The following is a 17,088-nucleotide window of genomic DNA, read 5'->3' on the forward strand; positions in this document are numbered from 1 at the left end:
CAGAGGACTTTTATGGACGTCGAACTCTCGGAAATTTTGGATACACTGTGTGAATACGCGCCCTTCGCGGATTTAAAAGACGAAGCCATCTTACAAGAGATGGTGAAAGATATTGATGTGCAATATCTGCGCGCAGGAGAGTGGGCGATCGCACCAGAAGCTCGCAATGAAACCTTGTTTTTCATCCGCTCTGGGGCCATCGAAGCCAAAAATAAAAACGGTAAGCTGTTGCGTCGGATGCACGAAGGCGATGTGTTTGGCTCATCTTCACTGCTACGTGGCGGGCGTTCATCGCACACTATGCGCGCATTGGAAGACTCATTGCTGTACCGTATTCCTTCGCGCTGGTTTATCCAGTTTTACAGCGAGTTCGACTCCTTCTCTGACTTTTTTGAATTGTCCCGTGAAATCCGCCTAAAAGCGGCCATGGACAGCCAATCTTCGGATTTGTCGTTGATGACGTGTCCGGTGCAATCCTTATTGCGCCGTCCGCCGATTACGGCCGAACACGACGTCGACATCAAAACCGCGGCCAACATCATGTCCAACGAGCGTGTGTCGTCGTTGTTGATCACCGAAAACAACATGCTGGTGGGCATTTTAACTGACCGCGACTTACGTAACCGCGTGGTGGCCAAAGGCCTGCCGCTGGATGTGCGCGTCGACATGATCATGACTCAAGATCCGATCACAGTGGACGCGGGCGACTTCGCCTCTGAAGCCGTGTTAAAGATGATGGCGACCAACATTCACCATCTGCCCGTGACCAAAAATGATCGCCCAGTCGGCGTGATCAGTACTGGTGACTTGGTTCAACGCGAAAGCCATGGCTCGGTGTATGTCATCAGTGATATCTACAAACAAGAAGATGTCGAAGGCTTGGTGCAGATCAGTCAAAAGATGGATCACACCTTCACCCAGCTGGTGAATGCCGACGCCAACACGCAAATGATCGGCAACGCCATGTCACACATCGGTGTCGCCTTCGTTAAGCGTTTATTGCAGTTGGGCGAGCGCGAGCTAGGCCCAGCACCGATTCCTTACTGTTTCTTGGCCTTGGGCTCACAAGCCCGTGAAGAGCAAACCATTGCTACGGACCAAGACAACGCCATGATCCTACACGACAGCTACGACAAAGCGCTGCACGGCGACTACTTCCGTGAACTAAGCGAGTTTGTCTGTAAAAACCTCGACCGCTGTGGCTACCCACTGTGTACCGGTGACATCATGGCCATGAACCCACGTTGGCGCATCCGTTTGTCCGACTGGAAAGCGCAGTTTGCCGAGTGGATCGAAAAGCCTAAAGCCGAAGCCCTACTTCACGTATCGATCTTCTTCGATCTGCGCGGCATTTACGGCGATCGTATGTTGGCAAAACAGCTCAACAGTCATATTCGTACGCTGGCGATGAACAACAAAGGCTTCTTATCGGCCTTGGCGCGCAACGCCAACCAGCGAACGCCGCCACTGGGCTTCTTCCGTCAATTTGTATTGGACGGTGAAGGTAAGCAATCGCGTACCTTTAACTTGAAATCCCGTGGTATCGCTCCGATCTGTGACTTAGTGCGCGTACACGCGTTGGCACTTGGCTCCACTAAGCTCAATACATTTGAACGCTTAGAAGACATCGAAGAAGCCGGCATCATGCCTGACGGGCGCGCCCGTGACTTGATCTTAGCGCTTGAGATGATCGGCATGGTGCGTATCAAAAACCAAACGGTACAAATCGAAAACGACGAACAGCCCAACAACCAAGTCGACCCAGAAACCTTGTCAGCGTTTGAAAAGCGTCACTTACGTGATGCGTTTAACATCGTGTCGCGTCAGCAAGAATTCTTGAAATATCGCTACCCAGGTAAAGGCTCGTAATCGTCTATGACTCCCAATAATCTCCCTGAAAACTGGCAGGAAAGTTTTGCCGAGCTGGCGCAGGAAGTAACCAGCCCAGCGCTTAAACGCTTCTATGAAGCGGGCGTAGCGGGACTGGATGCGCCGTTAAAAGACGCACCCTTGGTAGCGCTAGACATCGAAACCACCGGCTTGGATCCGAGCAGCGATGACATTATCAGCATCGGTTTGGTGGAGTTTAATCTTCAAACCATTCCGCTGCGCAGTGCGCGCTATTGGTTGGCAAAGCCTCACGGCCCGCTGACAGCAGAATCAGTTGCCATTCATGAAATCACGCACTCAGAGATTCAGGACGCGCCGCGCCTGTCGAGTTTCTTAGATGAAGTGTTGGATGCGATTGCTGGTAAAATCGTGGTGATCCACTGTGCCGCGATTGAGCGCCCCTTCTTATACGAAGCGGCGATGAAGCATTATGGTGAGCCATTGCTGTTTCCAATGCTTGATACCATGGCACTGGAAGCTGGCATCATTCACAAACCTTGGTGGCAGCGCTTTGGCCGACAGCCATCACTGCGTTTGGATTCATGCCGCCAGCGTTACAACCTACCGCGCTATCGGGCGCACCAAGCTCTGATCGATGCACTGTCTTGTGCTGAGCTACTGCAGGCTCAAGTAGCGCATCACCTTGAAGACACGCGCATCACCTCAACCATGAGTTGCTGATGAATACGCCCCACGCCAAGCACTGGGGCGTATGCTTTTGAGTCTTAAACCAAGGTCGCTAAGCGAGCTTTGGCTTGCGCCATATCCGGTAATGATGGGTAAGCACCTGCTTTGGTAACAGACTCTGCACCGCACGACACCGCAAAGCGAATGATGGCTTCAAGCTCAACTTGCGAGAATTGCTGTAACGTCTCACGATCACCGCCACGCTCGGCCAACTGATACAACAAGCCACCGACAAATGCATCGCCTGCGGCCGTGGTATCGACCGCTTCCACACGTGGCGCAGCGACTTCGCCTTGCCCATGCGCCGCAGTAAAGTAACGAACTGCATTTGGCCCATCAGTTAACACAAACAACGACACCCCTTTGCTAAGTAACTGATCGATCAGCGCAAATGGTTCATCAGCGATGACTTCCAGCTCTTCAAGGCTTGCCTTGATCACATCCCCTTGCGCCATCCAATCGATGATACGCTGACAATCCACCTGGTGCTCAGGCCACAGGTTGATGCGCAAATTCACATCGATACTGACAATCCAATGGGCCGCCTTAGCCAGCTCAACCCCCGCCATCGTCGCAGCCGTGATGTTGGCATCAGTGAGCGTATTAGAGCAGGTATGGAACACGCCTTTGGGCTCTTTAAACCACTCGGCTTTAAAATCCTCAGCACGAAACAGCATGTCCGCCGATGGATTACGGTAAAACTCAAAGCTGCGCTCGCCCGTGTTATCTAAGCTGACAAACGCCAGTGCCGTCTTCGCCGCTTTGGTCATCAGCATGGTATCGGTTTGCACACCATAGCTGGCCAATGACGCTTGCAAGAAATGGCCGAAGGCGTCGTCACCCACCTGCCCTGCGAAATGACTGTTGCCACCTAAGCGCGCCACCGCAACGGCTACGTTAGCCGGTGCACCACCTGGGAACTTAGTAAAAGACTCTAAGCCTCCTTCTAGCCCAGTGACACCATTGGAAAGGAAGTCGATCAGCGCTTCGCCAAAGGCCATTACTTTTGTCGTCATTGTGAATCTCTCTCTTTTATTGTTACGCTCAACGGCGAATCATCATTCGTCGCCTTGGTCTGACAAACTATTGGGTGACACGTGTTACCATAGTCGTACAGACAATTACTGACTGTATTATCTAGACCGTTGGTTAACAAACGGTTTCTTGCTAGACTCTTCTGCTTATCTGCTTAATTATTAGCCAAAATTTATATGACAAAAACCAAATGCGTCTACGTAGTAGATGACGACGATGACATCCGCTCTTTGCTGAAGTCTTACCTAGAAAAGAATCAGTACAAAGTGCTGACGGCGGATTCGGGAGAAGCCTTTTTGGCAGATTTTGATACGTCTCTGGGTGTCGACCTCGTGATTTTAGATGTACGTTTACCCGGTGCCGATGGCTTTTCCGTGTGCCGTTCACTGCGTATGCAGTCCCATGTGCCGGTTATCATGCTGACCGCGAACTCAGACGAAATGGATCGCATCATCGGCCTTGAGATCGGTGCCGACGACTACTTAGCTAAACCCTTTAATCCACGCGAATTACTGGCACGCATTAAGGCGATTCATCGCCGTATGGAGCATATCAGCGACACCGCGGATGTGGACGTGGAGCCAGTAGCAGACGCACATCGCTTTTATCGTTTTGCCCAGTTTGAGCTAGACACTTTGACTCGCGAGCTTAAAGTGGCCGGTGTGCGAGAGTCCTTAAGCGGTGCCGACTACAACCTACTGATGCTCTTTGTCACCAACCCAGGTAACGTCTTATCGCGCGAATACATCGCCGAAAACACCCGTGGTCGTGACACCACACCGCTGGATCGCTTTATTGATGTACACGTCAGCCGCTTACGCCAGCGCCTGCGCGAAGACGCACGCCAACCCCAGTTGATCAAAACCGTGCGCGGCCAAGGCTACATTTTGACCTCGCATGTAGACGCCAGCGATCATGAAGCACAGTCTTCAGCGTCTTAAGCACTGGCTGCAATCGCTCACCGGCCAAATTGTCATCATTATGACGGTCGGCGTGGCGGCGGCGCAGTTCATTGGCTCTACTATTTGGTTGCACCAAATGGAGGCTGATACCCGTCAAAATGTGCGTGAGGTCTCGAAACACATGGCGTTTCGTATCGCCGCTACGGTCAGCTACTTTACCTCACTGCCACAAAACTACCGCCATATCGTCATAGACCAACTGCAAGACATGGGCGGCACGCGCTTTTTTGTCACGCTTAACCGTGAAGAAATCGCCATCAACGCTTTAGAGGATTTGCCGCTTAAGGACATCGTCAAAGACGAAGTGCAACACACCCTCGCCAAACAGCTGGGTATCACCAACGCCAAAATCGCTTTCTCCAGCCCCGACGATCTACACGTGATCAACAATCACACGCGCTTGGTGGATTTGCCTGAGCGTTGGGGACACCATAGTTTATTGGTGAAGCCACTGACGCCACCCATTATCGTGATTCAAATCCCGATCAATGACAGCGACTGGCTGTATCTAGCGAGCTTGATGCCGGATCCTTACTTCCTTGAAGAGAACTCGCCTTTAAGTGGCGATCGCTTGTTTTCGTTAGTGGTCTCGATTGTCACCGTGATGTTGCTGACGCTGCTGATTTTGCGCCGCACGACGCGACCGTTGGCAGTGCTCGCACGGGCGGCAGAGCGCTTTGGCCAAGGGGACTTTAAACCCTTGCGCGAAGAAGGCGCGCTCGAGGTGAAACACACCGCACAAGCCTTTAATGATATGCAGGCGCGCATTCAGCGCTACTTGAACGATCGTGAAAAACTGTTTGCAGCCATCTCTCATGACCTTAAAACGCCGATCACACGGCTACGCTTGCGTGCCGAAATGCTCGACGATGATGACACGCGGGATGCCATGGTACGGGATTTAGAAGATTTAGACTTGCTGGTAAAAGGCGCGATTCAGAGCGTAAAAGAAACCGAAATACACGAAAACCGCGTCGAAATCGACATCATGCGTTTCTTAAAAGACAATCAGCAAAGTGCTAACCAAGGCGCCCAACGCTTAACCGTTGAAGGTCAACTCAAGGGCCCTTATATTGGCAAGCCATTGGCGATTCGCCGTTGTCTTGGCAACCTGATCGACAATGCGCTGTACTACGGCCACAGCGCCACCGTACGCATCGATGACAGCGATACCGCCCTTTGCATCAGTATTTGTGACAATGGCCCTGGCATTCCGGACACTAAGCTCAACCAAGTATTCGAACCCTACACTCGCCTGTCGTCTCACAACCGCTCAGGTAGCATGGGCCTTGGCCTCAGCATTGCCCGCAATATCGCCCGCGCCCACGGCGGCGAAGTCTCCTTGCACAACCGTGCCGAAGGCGGTTTGGAAGCACGGCTATGGCTACCGCATCACTAAGCCAACGGCTTACCCGCTACCAAAAGCTCAGTCAGCTGCTTGGCGGGTAAACCTTTAGCAAACCAATACCCTTGGCCTTTTTGACAGCCTTGCTGGTGCAAGGCTAGCGCCTGCGCTTCGGTCTCGATGCCCTCTGCCACCAAATCAAAGCCTAAGCCATGGGCCAAAAATACAATCGCTTGGGTAATCATCGGATCAGAAATTTGCTCTGCACCGCCACCAGAGACAAAGCAGCGATCAATTTTAATGCGATCAATCGGCAAGGTTTTCAGATAACGCATAGAAGAATACCCTGTACCAAAGTCATCAATGGCGACTTTGACTCCTGCTCGACGCGCCTCAGACAGGGCATACAAGCTCGACAAGCCACTGTCGACAAACACCTCTTCGGTCAGCTCCAGCATCAAGCTGCCTGGCGGCAAATGATAATCTTGCAGTACATTACCGATCAGCTCATCAAAACTCACATGCAATAAGTGCCGTGGCGAAATATTTACCGACATAGTTAATTCAAAGCCTTGGGCGCGCCAATCCTGCAACTGTTGCGCGGCATGGCGCACCACCCATTCGCCCAGCGGCGTGATCAGGCCGACGCGACTGGCTTCGCTAATAAACTCATCCGGCATCAGTAAAGAGCCATCTGGTAAGCGCCAGCGGATCAAAGCTTCAACACCGACAATACGATAATCGTCTAGATTGACGATCGGCTGGTAGTGCAGTTCAAACTCGTTATTATCAAGCGCCTGCTGCAGGCCATTTTCGACCCGTGTCTCTTTATGCAGACGCGCCTGAAGATCATCACTAAACACCAAAAAGCGCGCATCGATGGCGTTCTTTTTACATTCGTAAAGCGCCATATCAGCTTTGCGCATCAGCTCAGAAACGGTTTCACCTTGGTTGGGAAACACCGCAATGCCCATACTCGCGGACACCACCAATTGCTTATAATCCAAGGTAGCAGGGCGTGACACTTCGGCTAAAATTTTGCTACACAGCCGCTCTAAGCTCACCAAATCATGAATGTTATCCAGCAAAATGGTGAACTCATCGCCGCCGATACGCGCGACAAAATCACTGGCACGAATGCCGCGACTGATGCGCTGCCCCACCAAAGTCAGCAATAGGTCGCCGACGTGATGCCCTAAGGTATCGTTGACGTTTTTAAAGCGGTCTAAATCCAAAAAGGCGATCGCCACATGACTTTGGTTACGCTTGGCGCGCTCTAACGCGAGCTCCGCGTGCTCCTCAAAAATCAGACGATTGCCCAAACCGGTTAAGGGGTCACGCTTGATCAATTGCGATATTTTCTGCTCGCTGCGTTTGCGCTCAATCGCATGGCGAATGCTGCGCTCTAATAGCGCCGAAGTGAGCTCATCTTTGGGAATAAAATCCGACGCGCCTAGCTGCATCAGCACATCGTCAAGCTCCGGTGCTTGCAGACCTGTCAGCACAATAATCGGCGTATCCAAGCCAATCAGCTTGGCATGTTTAAACAAATCCGTTGCCGTATGGCCTTCTAGGAAATAATCCGCCAATACCGCATCAAACTGCCCTTCCACCAAGGTATTCAGCGCCTCGGCATAAGAGGTCACATGACACAACTCAAATTGCGTGCGCGTGGCATGACTCAAATAGGTCCGCAAAAGAATGTAATCTTCTGGATCGTCCTCGATCACCAGTACTGAGAGTTTGTTTTGTTCCATCTTTCCTTTACCACTCTTTTGAGGATATCCAGCGCTCATACACAGCACTTAACACCGTGACTAACTCTGCGACACTGTCGGGTTTACCAATATGCTCATCCGCGCCCAGCGCTAAGGTACGTAAGCGCTCTTCACTGGCACACGAAGTCGAAAACACAATAATGCGTAAGCACTTAAGCTCAGATTGTTGGCGCAACCGCGCTAGCCAATCCAGGCCACTCTTACCCGGCATATTCAAATCCAATAACAAGGCTACAGGGCGTTGGGCTAACCACGCTTCAATTTGTCCAAGATACGCCCCAAACTGCTCACTGGTTTGAATATGAGTGAAACTCAGTGGCAACTGCGCCCGGCGTAGCGCCGTCGAGACCAGCAACGCATCCTCTTGATCGTCGTCTAGCATCAGTAGTATTGGCGTGTCCGCCTGTTCTTCACTCATCCACTAACACCTGTTTGGGTAGCTCTATCACCATGGTTGTGCCTTCATTGACCACTGGTTGCGCATATATCACGCCACCATGGCGTTGTACGATCTTGCGACAAATCGCCAAGCCCATCCCCGTACCCGCGTAAGCTTGTTTATCGTGCAAACGCTTGAACACCTCAAACACCTGCTCAGCAAACACTGGCTCAAAGCCAATGCCATTATCCACTACTCGCAGCCGATAGTGGCTGTCATCCTCTTCGGCACTGATGCGTATCACGGGCTGACGCTCAGGGTGATGGTATTTGAGCGCATTACTGATCAAATTTTGAAACAACTGGCGCATTTGTACGGCATCGCCATAGACTTCAGGCAAGGGACCGACTTCGATCGTCGCCTGTTCGTCTTCGATGGCCAGCTGTAGATCCTCCAACACATCCTGCAACACAGGTGCCAGCGGCATCAATCGTAATGGGCTCGCCTGTGAAGTCACGCGACTGTACGCCAGCAAATCTTCTAGCAAACTGCGCATCCGTTGGGCAGCGCTGACTATGTAACCTGAAAAGGTCTGCCCTTCTTCATTAAACTGCCCATACTCACCTTCCTGCAGCAGGGTCGAAAAGGCAATGATTTTGCGCAATGGCTCGCGCAAATCATGGGAAGCAATAAAAGCAAACTCCTGTAACTCACGGTTAGACAGCTCAAGCGCTTCGTTGCGCTCGTGGATACGCTCTTCATAAGCTTTACGCTGACTGATATCGACCAGTGACGCGACAATTTCGGCGCCACCCTCTAAATCCACAGGGTGTAAACCCACTTCCAACGGCACATAAGACCCATCAAAGCGTACCCCGTATAAATCTCGGCGAGCGCCCATCATGCGCTTCGAGGGCTTTGCTTGAAACTGTTCGCGATCGTGGATATGCCCTGCGCGTAATTCCGGCGGTACCAGCTGCTCCACTGGTATGCCCACTAAATCGTTAGGTTGGCAGCGAAAGATATGCGCCGCCATACTGTTGGCTTGCGTAATCTTGCCTTCTTGATTGACCACCAACATACCATTCGGCGCTGACTCAAAAATGCTGGTCATGCGCTTTTTCGTTTGGCCCGTGGCAGTGGTCTCTTGGGCCAGCTGGTCGGCCATGGTTTGGCGCGCTTGAATACTTTGATCCAGCTGCTGCTGGAGCGCTTGATTACGCCGGCGTAACGGTTGCACGACACGAGCACGATATAGCCAGAGCGCTAGCAACGCGCTACCAAGCCCTACTAACAAGACAATCAAACCTGCCACATAACCACCCGGCATCCCATGCATGCCAGCCTCCTTTTGCCACTCTAATGCATCAGTATAGGCGAATCTTTGGGCCTGTGTGCTAAGCAAACTCTGAGACAGACATGACCCTAAGAATGCACCACAGCAATTCGCTTTCTCCTCCGACCTCACAACCTTGCAAGACTTTGTTACAGTAGGTTGCTCTACTTTACCACTTGCGTGCATAAGGTTTGCTACATTTGCCAAATCTGGGTGAGCATTTTTTGATCTTATCGCCTAGATTTATAACAACGTTAGTTACAAAGTCCCATAAAAATAACAAGGGTTGCTGACCATGAAGAAAATTGCGTTAGGTTTATCAAGCATTGCCATCTCTGTTGCCGCGGCTACCGCGCACGCTGGCGAAGTAGAAGTTTTACACTGGTGGACATCCGGTGGTGAAGCCGCTTCTATCAATGTACTGAAAGACTTGATGACCGAAGAAGGTCATACGTGGAAAGATTTCGCTGTCGCTGGTGGTGGCGGTGAATCGGCTATGACGGTGCTTAAATCTCGTGCTATCGCGGGTAATCCGCCTGCAGCGGCACAAATCAAAGGCCCAACTATCCAAGAATGGGGTGATCTAGGCTTCCTAACCAACTTGGACTCGGTTGCCGAACAAGGTCAGTGGGACCAAAAACTTCCAGCAGTGGTCAGCGACGTCATGAAATACGACGGTCACTATGTTGCCGCACCAGTCAACGTACACCGTGTAAACTGGATGTGGGCCAACCCTGAAATCTTCAAAAAAGCCGGCGCTTCTATCCCAACCACTTGGGATCAATTCTTTGAAGCCGCTGACAAAATCAAAGCCGCAGGCTTCACACCACTGGCACACGGTGGTCAAGCATGGCAAGACGCGACGCTATTTGAAGCGATTGCGCTAGCCAAAGGCTCTGAATTCTACAATGCTGCCTTTGTTGAACTAGACGACGATACTCTGCGCAGCGATGACATGATCGATGTGTTCGCTAAATTCAAGAAAACCCGTGACTACGTAGATCCTGGCTTCTCTGGCCGTGACTGGAACATCGCCACCTCGATGGTGATCAACGGTGACGCTGCCATGCAAATCATGGGTGACTGGGCCAAAGGCGAATTCACCGCAGCAGGCAAAAAAGCCGGTATCGACTACGTTTGCTACGCCGCACCAGGCACCAGTGGCCAGTTTACCTTTAACATCGATTCGCTAGCGATGTTCCAGGTGGACGATGAAGGCGCGCAAAGTGCTCAGCAAGATCTTGCTAAGCTGATGCTTGAGCCAACCTTCCAAGAGACCTTTAACCTAAACAAAGGCTCGATCCCTGCCCGTCTAAACATGCCACGCGACAAGTTTGATACCTGTGCGCATGCGTCGATGGATGCCTTCTTAGCCAGCTCATCAACAGATGATCTTGTGCCGAGTATGGCGCACGGCATGGCTGTAAACTCGATGGTTCAAGGCGCGGTCTTTGATGTGGTCACCAACTTCTACAACAACGAGTCTATGACCGCTGAAGAAGCCGTTGACCGCTTAGCACGTGCGATCCAAGCGAGCATGTAAACAGCGCTAATGCGAGACCAACCATGGGGTTGGTCTCTCTTCTCTCCTCAAAGTAGAAGCACCCATTATGAATAAAAATGCCGCTAAAGCTGGGTCTACCGCGACGCCAGCGGGTCGTCCTGCGCGCCTGAGCTTGGCCGATTGGATGCCCAAAATCGTGATGGCACCGACTGTGGTTGCCGCAGTGGTGTGTATATACGGCTACATGATTTGGACCGCCGTACTGTCTTTTACCAACTCTCGTATGCTACCGACGTACAACTTCGTCGGCTTTGATCAGTACGAGCGTTTGTTTATGAATGATCGCTGGCTTGTTGCCCTAAGTAACTTAGGGATTTTCGGCGGTTTATTCATCTTAATTTGTTTGTTCCTAGGCGTAATGCTAGCGATCTTCCTCGACCAGAAAATTCGTGCTGAAGGGGCGATCCGTACTATTTACTTATACCCGATGGCGATCTCTTTCATCGTGACCGGTACCGCGTGGAAGTGGCTCTTAAACCCAACCAACGGTATCGAAAAAATGATGATCGAAATGGGCTTCGAAGACTTCCGTTTTGGTTGGCTGACCGACCCAGATATGGTGGTCTACTGTCTAGTCATCGCGGCGGTATGGCAAGCCTCTGGCTTCGTGATGGCGCTGTTCTTGGCAGGTCTTCGTGGCGTCGACGGCGAAATGATCAAAGCGGCTCAGCTTGATGGCGCGGGCATCTTTACCACTTACCGTCGCATCATTTTACCATCGCTTAAGCCCGTGTTTTTCAGTGCTTTGGTGATCCTTTCGCACATTGCGATCAAGAGTTTCGACTTGGTAGCAGCCTTGACCAACGGTGGCCCAGGTTACTCATCTGACCTGCCAGCAAACTTCATGTACGCCCACGCCTTTACCCGTAGTCAGATCGGCCTAGGTGCCGCGTCTGCGATGGTGATGCTGGGTTGTGTCTTGGCCATCTTGATCCCTTACTTGTACTCAGAATTACGAGGTGAGCGCCATGAGTAATCCTGCTAAACGTCAAACCACGGCGCTAGATAAAGCCTTACGCTTTGGCCTGTACGCGATGCTGATCGCCATGGCCGCGGTCTACTTAGCACCCTTTATCGTGATGTTGTTAACCTCGCTAAAAGACGTAGAAGAAATCCGTACTGGCACGCTACTTTCTTTGCCTGGCTCGATTGATTTCAGTGCGTGGAGCAAAGCGTGGAGCGGCGCCTGCACCGGTAGCCAATGTGAAGGTATGGCACCCTACTTCTTTAACTCATTTAAAATCGTGATTCCGGCGGTGGCGATTTCGACGCTGTTAGGCGCGATCAATGGTTACGTGATTTCGCACTGGAAATTCCGCGGCAGCGACTTCTTCTTTGCAGCGCTGTTAGTGGGCTGTTTCATTCCATTCCAAGTAATCTTGCTACCGATGGCACGTACCTTGGGTTGGTTGGGCATTGCCAACACCACCGCTGGTTTGGTGATGGTGCACGTGGTCTACGGTGTGGCATTTACGACACTGTTTTTCCGTAACTTCTACCAAGCGATCCCAGTGGAATTGGTCAAAGCAGCACGCCTTGATGGCGCCGGCTTCTTCACCATCTTCTACCGTATTATCTTGCCGGTTTCGACACCCATCATCGTCGTGACGGTTATTTGGCAGTTCACGCAAATTTGGAACGACTTCCTATTTGGCGTGGCGTTCTCTGGCTTCGACACACAACCTGTGACGGTAGCTCTTAACAACCTAGTGAACACCAGCTTCGGTGGTAAGGAATACAACGTCGATATGGCCGCTGCCATCATCGCCGCCCTACCCACGCTATTGGTTTACGTGTTAGCAGGCAAATACTTCGTGCGCGGCCTAACAGCAGGCGCGGTTAAAGGTTAAGCATTTAGGTTGGCTTTTTAAAGCAGACAGAGCCGGCGACGTCATCCGCCGGCCAGTGAAAGAATTTGGAGAAATAACATGGCAAGTCTAGTCATTGAAAATGTTAAAAAACGCTACGGCCAAACAGAAATTTTAAAAGGCATCGACATCTCAATCGAAGCCGGTGAATTCCTTATCCTAGTTGGCCCATCGGGCTGTGGTAAATCGACCCTGATGAACTCGATCGCAGGGCTAGAAGACGTTTCTGAAGGCCGTATTTTGATTGGCGATCAAGACGTCACCTTCTCAAGCCCGAAAGATCGCGACATCGCAATGGTGTTCCAGTCATACGCCCTGTACCCAAATATGACCGTCGCTGAGAACATCTCGTTTGGCCTAGAAATGCGCAAAGTGCCCAAAGACGAGCGTGAGGCCGAAGTGCAACGCGTCGCTGATATGCTACAGATCGGTCACTTACTCAAGCGTAAACCAGCGCAACTATCAGGTGGTCAGCGTCAGCGTGTGGCCATGGGTCGCGCTCTAGCACGTCGCCCGAAGATGTACCTATTCGACGAGCCGCTGTCTAACCTAGACGCTAAGCTTCGTGTCGAAATGCGTACCGAAATCAAGAAGTTACACCAAAAACTTGGCACCACTATCGTCTATGTAACCCACGATCAGATCGAAGCCATGACGCTGGCCGATCGCATCGCCGTGATGAAAGACGGTGAAGTGCAGCAGCTTGGCACACCACAGGAAATCTACGACAACCCAACAAACTTGTTCGTTGCAGGCTTTATGGGCTCTCCGGCGATGAACTTCATCCCAGCGAAAGTAGTGGAACACAGCGGTAGCTACGCGTTAGAGCTGCAAGCGACGCAACCAACATTGGTACCGTTCCCGAGCGCTGACAGCCTTAAAGCCTACGCTGGCAAAGAGATTTTACTGGGTCTGCGCCCAGAAATGATCACCGAACCACAGCCACACAAAGAAGGCGCTGAGTTTGTCGTCAAAGCAGACATCGATGTGGAAGTGATTGAGCCTATGGGCGCCGATACTATGGTGCTGACGCGTATTTCCGATGCCGAAGTGAACTGTCGCTGTAACCCAGCCTACCCAGCTAAAGCGAACGAAACCATTGCCATGATGTTTGATACGTCTAAAGCCGTTGCCTTTGATAAAGACACTGGCCAGCGTATCGATAACTAACGTTTAGTCGTCTCTTCGACGCTTTTTAGCCGGCCTTGTGCCGGCTTTTTTTATGCATTTTCAGCTTTTCATCAGGGTTTTGAAAAGATTGGGTATAGAACATCAAGCTTCCCGTTTTCGCTAACACAGCGCCCTTAGACTTTGTTTACAATCAAGGCATACATCGCTCGGAAACTTGACGCTCGCTGGTCACAGCGTCATACAGAAAAAGGACAAAGGCATGAATACCCAGCGCTATCTTACCCAATTTGCCCTATCGGGCGTTGTCATCGGCCTGACTGGCTGCTCGCTGTTTAGCTCTTCGCACACCGATACAGAGCTCACTGATAGCGCTGCGGCGTGGCAAGCAGGCCAAGAGTACAAACTGACCTTGTTACACACCAATGACCATCATGGTCACTTCTGGCCCAACGAACACGGCGAGTACGGGATGGCGGCGCGTAAGACCTTGATCGACAACATTCGCGAAGAGGTATTGCTAAACGATGGCCATAGCTTGCTGCTATCCGGCGGCGATGTGAACACTGGCGTGCCTGAGTCAGACCTATTGCACGCCGAGCCGGATTTTAAAGGCATGAAAGCCCTAGGCTATGACGCCATGGCGCTGGGGAACCATGAGTTTGATAATCCGGTAGACGTGCTGAAACAACAGCAACAATGGGCTGGCTTCCCGTTTTTATCAGCCAATATCCTTGACGAAGACACCGGCGAGCCACTGTTTGATGCTTACAAGATCTTTAGCGTGGGTGATTTGCGTGTCGCCGTAGTGGGCTTCACCACGGATGATACCATCCACATCGGCAACCCAGAATACCTCGAAGGCTTGCGTATCGAGTCCCCGATTGAGGTCGCTCAAGACCTGATCCCAACACTTGAGTCGCAATCCGACTTGATCGTCGCTGTGACCCATATGGGTCATTACGATAACGCTCAACACGGCAGCAATGCCCCAGGCGATGTCAGCTTAGCGCGCTCAGTGCCAGGCATTGATGTCATTGTCGGCGGCCATTCGCAAGATCCATTATTTGAGCCAGACAAACAAAACGGTACGCTGATTTTACAAGCCGATGAGTGGGGTAAATATCTCGGTCGCTTGGATCTGAGCATCGTTGATGGAGAAATTACCTCTGCCGACTATGAGCTAATCCCTGTGAACCTAAAAGAAAAAGTCGGTAAAGCCGATGGCTCGATCGAGCACAAACTGATCGGCCCCGAAATCGCTCAAGACAAAGACGTGCAAGCTATGCTGCGCCCTTATTACGAGCTCGGCCAAGCCAAAATGGGCGCACCGATCGGCTACACTGATGCCAAACTAGAAGGCGATCGCGACCAAGTGCGCAGCCGCGCCACCAACCTTGGTAACTTGATCACCCATGCCATGATTAAAAAGCTCGATGCCGACGTCGCGGTGATGAACTCAGGCGGCATTCGCGACAGCATTGCCGCTGGCGAAATCAGCTACAAAGCCGTGCTGCAAGTACAGCCGTTTAACAATCAGCTGGTGTACGTCGACATGACAGGCGCAGAGCTGGCGGATTACCTATCTGTGGTGGCAAGCAAAGAAGCTGGCACTGGTGCTTTTGCTCAGCTCAGCGGCGCCACTCTAGTGGTGACTGATGGCAAGGCGCAAAACATTCGCATCAACGAAAAGCCACTTGACCCAAGCCAAACCTACCGCCTAGCGCTCAATAGCTACAGTGCAGCAGGCGGCGATGGCTACCCAGATGTCACAGGGCATAAGCATTACAAAGAATCAGGCTATGGCGATGCCGAAGTCTTGGCCGAGTACATCAAAGACTACTCACCGATCATGGTCACACAATATCGACCAGCAGATGCGGTGCTACACTAAAGATTGATCTAGCGCCAAGCATTTTGTTTAGATTAAGCTAATATAAAGACAGACACAGCAATCTTGCGAAGGAGTCCTCTATGAAAGCAAATGTCGGCGGAATTGATAAGGTGTTACGCATTGTGATCGGCGCCCTGCTGATTGCCTTAGCGCTGTTTGGTGTGATCAGTCCATGGGGCTACCTAGGTATCCTGCTGGTGCTCAGCGGCGTGTTTAACTTCTGTGGCCTGTACTCACTGCTGGGAATCAACACCTGTAAGTCCTGCAAATAGCCACATCAGACGTAAAAAAGGGAGCCGAAGCTCCCTTTTTCATTGATGGCGCAGAATTACGCGTTGGCGTCTTCGAATAACGCTTGGCGCTGCAGCTCCATGATTTCATTGATGCCCTTACGCGCAACCTTCAGCATGCCGACCATGTGCTCATCACTAAAGGCTTCGCCTTCGGCCGTACCTTGGATCTCAATAAAACCGCCTTTATCGTTCATGATCACATTCATGTCCGTCTCAGCGCTTGAGTCTTCTGGATAATCCAAATCCAGCACTGGCGTGCCTTGGTAAACACCCACAGAGATCGCACCGATCTGCGAAATGATTGGGTTCTCCTTCACTTTTTTGTTTTCGACTAGCGTTTTCACGGCATCCGCTAGCGCGACAAAACCACCTGAAATCGACGCAGTACGCGTACCGCCATCGGCCTGAATCACATCACAGTCAATAGTGATGGTGTATTCGCCCAGCTTCTTCAAATCCAGCGCCGCGCGTAGTGAACGCCCGATCAGACGCTGAATCTCCACCGTACGACCGCCTTGTTTGCCGCGTGCCGCTTCGCGGTCCATGCGGTTGTGTGTCGAACGTGGCAACATGCCGTATTCAGCCGTGATCCAACCTTGGCCTTTGCCCTTCAAGAAACGAGGCACGCCTTGCACCACAGTCGCGGTACAAATCACCTTGGTATCACCGCACTCTACTAATACGGAACCTTCCGCGTGCTTGGTAAAGTTACGCGTAAACTTCATCGGACGTAATTGATCAGCTGCTCTACCACTTGGACGCATATAAGTCTCTCTGTCATTCGTTTGCAAAGGCCTAATTATAACGAACCCCGCGCAAAATGCCTGCCCATACTGAGGAAGTTTATCGCTAAGCCATCGCCTGAACCTAGCCCATACAAACATGACATCATCATCCTGACGCGCCCTGCACTCTTAGGTTACACTTAG

The 17,088-nt window shown here is 51.6% G+C and carries 15 protein-coding genes; 10 read left to right on the plus strand and 5 right to left on the minus strand.

Going from position 1 to position 17,088, the window contains the following annotated elements:
- The first annotated feature begins 12 nt into the window (after positions 1-12).
- Together JQX58_RS05665 and JQX58_RS05670 are read left to right on the plus strand one after the other, a co-directional pair.
- Positions 13-1,869, plus strand: a complete 1,857-nt coding sequence (locus tag JQX58_RS05665) for a DUF294 nucleotidyltransferase-like domain-containing protein (protein WP_204145867.1) — start codon at positions 13-15, stop codon at positions 1,867-1,869.
- A 6-nt stretch (positions 1,870-1,875) separates the two neighbouring features.
- A complete protein-coding gene (locus JQX58_RS05670) occupies positions 1,876-2,571 on the plus strand; it encodes a 3'-5' exonuclease (RefSeq protein ID WP_204145868.1) in 696 nt (231 codons plus the stop codon).
- A gap of 44 nt (positions 2,572-2,615) precedes the next feature.
- On the opposite strand, the gene JQX58_RS05675 is transcribed toward JQX58_RS05670, so the two are convergent.
- Positions 2,616-3,593 carry a carbohydrate kinase family protein gene (locus JQX58_RS05675; RefSeq protein WP_204145869.1) on the minus strand — a complete coding sequence of 326 codons (978 nt, stop codon included), beginning with the start codon at positions 3,591-3,593 and terminating at the stop codon, positions 2,616-2,618.
- Positions 3,594-3,788: 195 nt separating this feature from the next.
- On the opposite strand from JQX58_RS05675, the gene JQX58_RS05680 reads away from it, so the two are divergent.
- Positions 3,789-4,553: a response regulator gene (locus JQX58_RS05680; RefSeq protein ID WP_204145870.1), complete on the plus strand. Its 765-nt coding sequence runs from the start codon at positions 3,789-3,791 to the stop codon at positions 4,551-4,553.
- The gene (locus tag JQX58_RS05685; RefSeq protein WP_204145871.1) at positions 4,528-5,973 is read left to right on the plus strand and encodes an ATP-binding protein; all 1,446 of its coding nucleotides are present in this window, start codon (positions 4,528-4,530) and stop codon (positions 5,971-5,973) included. Before JQX58_RS05680 ends, JQX58_RS05685 begins: the two co-directional genes overlap by 26 nt.
- On the opposite strand, the gene JQX58_RS05690 is transcribed toward JQX58_RS05685, so the two are convergent.
- Genes JQX58_RS05690 through JQX58_RS05700 form a run of 3 tightly spaced genes read right to left on the minus strand, consistent with a single transcriptional unit; the run spans position 5,970 to position 9,415 of the window.
- The gene (locus tag JQX58_RS05690) at positions 5,970-7,676 is read right to left on the minus strand and encodes an EAL domain-containing protein (RefSeq protein ID WP_204145872.1); all 1,707 of its coding nucleotides are present in this window, start codon (positions 7,674-7,676) and stop codon (positions 5,970-5,972) included. The two genes, JQX58_RS05685 and JQX58_RS05690, sit on opposite strands and share 4 nt — an antisense overlap.
- Positions 7,677-7,683: 7 nt before the next feature.
- The gene (locus tag JQX58_RS05695; RefSeq protein WP_204145873.1) at positions 7,684-8,115 is read right to left on the minus strand and encodes a response regulator; all 432 of its coding nucleotides are present in this window, start codon (positions 8,113-8,115) and stop codon (positions 7,684-7,686) included.
- Positions 8,108-9,415 (minus strand): sensor histidine kinase, encoded by a 1,308-nt coding sequence (locus JQX58_RS05700; RefSeq protein ID WP_204145874.1) that lies wholly within the window; start codon positions 9,413-9,415, stop codon positions 8,108-8,110. The genes JQX58_RS05695 and JQX58_RS05700 overlap by 8 nt, the downstream gene beginning before the upstream one ends.
- Before the next feature lie 292 nt (positions 9,416-9,707).
- On the opposite strand from JQX58_RS05700, the gene JQX58_RS05705 reads away from it, so the two are divergent.
- From JQX58_RS05705 to JQX58_RS05730, 6 genes are all read left to right on the plus strand, one after another.
- The gene (locus tag JQX58_RS05705; RefSeq protein WP_204145875.1) at positions 9,708-10,955 is read left to right on the plus strand and encodes an ABC transporter substrate-binding protein; all 1,248 of its coding nucleotides are present in this window, start codon (positions 9,708-9,710) and stop codon (positions 10,953-10,955) included.
- A 67-nt stretch (positions 10,956-11,022) separates the two neighbouring features.
- Positions 11,023-11,952: a carbohydrate ABC transporter permease gene (locus JQX58_RS05710; protein ID WP_204145876.1), complete on the plus strand. Its 930-nt coding sequence runs from the start codon at positions 11,023-11,025 to the stop codon at positions 11,950-11,952.
- Entirely contained in the window at positions 11,945-12,826 is an 882-nt protein-coding gene (locus JQX58_RS05715) for a carbohydrate ABC transporter permease (RefSeq protein ID WP_204145877.1), read from the plus strand. The genes JQX58_RS05710 and JQX58_RS05715 overlap by 8 nt, the downstream gene beginning before the upstream one ends.
- 78 nt (positions 12,827-12,904) lie before the next feature.
- Positions 12,905-14,014: an ABC transporter ATP-binding protein gene (locus tag JQX58_RS05720; protein WP_204145878.1), complete on the plus strand. Its 1,110-nt coding sequence runs from the start codon at positions 12,905-12,907 to the stop codon at positions 14,012-14,014.
- Between the two features lie 220 nt (positions 14,015-14,234).
- Positions 14,235-15,866 (plus strand): bifunctional UDP-sugar hydrolase/5'-nucleotidase UshA, encoded by a 1,632-nt coding sequence (ushA, locus tag JQX58_RS05725; RefSeq protein WP_204145879.1) that lies wholly within the window; start codon positions 14,235-14,237, stop codon positions 15,864-15,866.
- 80 nt (positions 15,867-15,946) lie between these two features.
- Positions 15,947-16,138, plus strand: coding sequence for a YgaP family membrane protein (locus tag JQX58_RS05730; protein WP_204145880.1), 192 nt, complete (start codon positions 15,947-15,949; stop codon positions 16,136-16,138).
- Positions 16,139-16,194: 56 nt separating this feature from the next.
- Here JQX58_RS05730 and rph read toward each other — a convergent pair whose 3' ends face one another.
- Positions 16,195-16,923, minus strand: coding sequence for a ribonuclease PH (gene rph, locus JQX58_RS05735; RefSeq protein WP_204145881.1), 729 nt, complete (start codon positions 16,921-16,923; stop codon positions 16,195-16,197).
- Positions 16,924-17,088 lie beyond the last annotated feature (165 nt).

Origin of the sequence: Marinomonas ostreistagni, assembly GCF_016888445.1 — a bacterium.
In the GTDB taxonomy this organism is placed as follows: Bacteria; Pseudomonadota; Gammaproteobacteria; order Pseudomonadales; family Marinomonadaceae; genus Marinomonas; species Marinomonas ostreistagni.